The organism is Halomonas sp. BC2, from assembly GCF_002078115.1.
Taxonomy (GTDB): domain Bacteria; phylum Pseudomonadota; class Gammaproteobacteria; order Pseudomonadales; family Halomonadaceae; genus Vreelandella; species Vreelandella stevensii.
In genome coordinates this window covers 38,811-40,813 of the sequence record NZ_LFGT01000010.1, presented here as the reverse complement: position 1 = coordinate 40,813, position 2,003 = coordinate 38,811, and the positions used below count along the sequence as shown (strand labels likewise).

At 60.9% G+C, this 2,003-nt stretch carries 3 protein-coding genes; 1 reads left to right on the top strand and 2 read right to left on the bottom strand.

Annotated elements, in window-relative coordinates:
* Nucleotides 1-249 precede the first annotated feature (249 nt).
* Nucleotides 250-1,104 (top strand): SDR family oxidoreductase, encoded by an 855-nt coding sequence (locus B7L71_RS08700; RefSeq protein WP_081137359.1) that lies wholly within the window; start codon nucleotides 250-252, stop codon nucleotides 1,102-1,104.
* A gap of 37 nt (nucleotides 1,105-1,141) precedes the next feature.
* Here B7L71_RS08700 and B7L71_RS08695 read toward each other — a convergent pair whose 3' ends face one another.
* The gene (locus B7L71_RS08695) at nucleotides 1,142-1,339 is read right to left on the bottom strand and encodes a hypothetical protein (protein WP_081137357.1); all 198 of its coding nucleotides are present in this window, start codon (nucleotides 1,337-1,339) and stop codon (nucleotides 1,142-1,144) included.
* Nucleotides 1,340-1,428: 89 nt separating this feature from the next.
* A partial coding sequence (gene argA / locus B7L71_RS08690) for an amino-acid N-acetyltransferase (RefSeq protein WP_081137355.1) occupies nucleotides 1,429-2,003 on the bottom strand: 575 nt, incomplete at its 5' end.

Here is a 2,003-nt window from a genome sequence, read left to right as displayed (position 1 = left end):
CTCTTTGTAGGCACGCTTTGTCATGCTGTATAAATATCAGGGTAATGAAGCGAAGTCAATCTGGCACCGCTACGCGGTGCGCGCTTGTATCACCGCCCGACTGGGCGATGCTTTACGCGCTGTTTGGTAAGCACGGCGCTGGAGCGCTCTGCACCTCAGGATGCGGGTGGTAGCGCTCACCGCAGCGTCGTGTGTACTTGCCTTCATGGAAGGAGTTACGTGTCTGTGCCTAAAAAGGAGTGACCGCACATGAGCGACCAACAGCAACCCCCACAGCATCAGCAAAAACAGCCGGGCGATGAGCATGCCATGCGCCCCGAGCCCGAGTACATTCGCGACAGCTATCGCGGTGCCGAGAAGTTGCTGGATAAAGTGGCGATCATCACCGGTGGCGACAGCGGTATCGGCCGAGCCATTGCGGTGCACTACGCCCGTGAAGGGGCCGACTGTGTGATCGTGCACCTCAAGGAGAGCCGCGACGCCGAAGAGACCAAGCGGCTGGTAGAGGCCGAAGGCCGCCGCTGCCTGGTGCTGAAAGGCGATGTGGCCGCGCCCAGCTTCTGCCGAGAAATCGTCAACCGCACCCGGCAGGAGTTCGGCAAGATCAATATCGTGATCCATAACGCAGCCGAGCAGTACGACTGGGACGACATCACCGATATCCCGGACGACCAGCTGCAGCGCACCTTCCAGACCAACGTGTTCAGCCACTTCTATCTGACCAAAGCGGCGCTGCCCCATCTGAGCGAAGGCGACACTATCATCGCCACCTCCTCCATCAATGCCTTCAAGGGCAATGACACGCTGATCGACTACACCGCCACCAAGGGAGCCATTCAGGGGCTGGTGCGTTCGTTGGCCATTTCATTGATGGACCGTGGCATCCGTGTCAACGCCGTGGCCCCCGGCCCCATCTGGACACCGCTGATCCCGGCCAGCTTCGATGAGGAGAAAGTCGCGGAGTTCGGCAATCAGGTGCCGATGAAACGCGCCGGACAGCCCAGTGAAATCGGCCCGGCCTACGTGTACCTGGCCTGTGAGGAGTCATCCTACATGAGCGGCCAAACGCTGCACCTGAACGGTGGCGTGATTCTGAATACCTAGCAACCATCTGAGGCGGCGATGCCGCCTCTAAGATGAATCACGAGTGTGAGAGCTTGGGGAGTCGGTCATATTGCTCCATCGCCTTTTGCATATCTTTTCCAACCTTCAGAAAATCGCTGCTCAATGCCTCTGCATCGCTCTCGTGCACGACAAACTCGACAGGTTTGATTGCCTGCCGCTTTTGCGGAAAGATCGTAGTGACACTGGCAATGTGTGCGATACGTTTGAGGTTCATTGCGGCATCCCTCGGTTAGTTTCTTTTACCATAGCGCAAAGTGACTCTCGTTAGGTAGTCGATAGCGCGCGTGGTGCCGATTTTCCCCACTAACCCGCCAGATTCTTCACCAGCACCTTGGATTTACGGGCGTGGTTGTAGGCCTCGCGTTTGAGGGGGGGCAGGTCTTCCAGGCTGGCGGCGCGGAAGCCGCGCTCCACGAACCAGTGGGCGGTATGGGTGGTGAGCACGAACATATCGGAAAGCCCCCGCTGGCGGGCGCGTCGTTCAAGTGCTTCGACCAGGCGCTCGCCGCGCTCGCCGCCCCGGTAGTTGCCATGCACGGCCACGCAGGCCAGCTCGCCCACGGTGGTCTCGGGGAAGACGTGCAGCGCCGCGCAGCCGATCACCATACCGTCGCGCTCGATGACCATGTAGTCGTCGATTTCATGCTCCAGACGCTCCCGGGAGCGGGCCACCAGCATGCCGCGCCGCTCCAGGGGTTCCAGCAGCTCCAGCAGGCCCGCCACGTCATTGAGCGTGGCCGGGCGAAGCTGCTCGTAGCGGTGCTGGGTGATCATGGTGCCCACGCCGTCGCGGGTGAACAGCTCCCCCAGCAGCGCATCATGGTTGCGCCAGGAAAGCAGGTGCGTGCGGGCCACGCCTTCCCGGGCGGCGGTGCAGG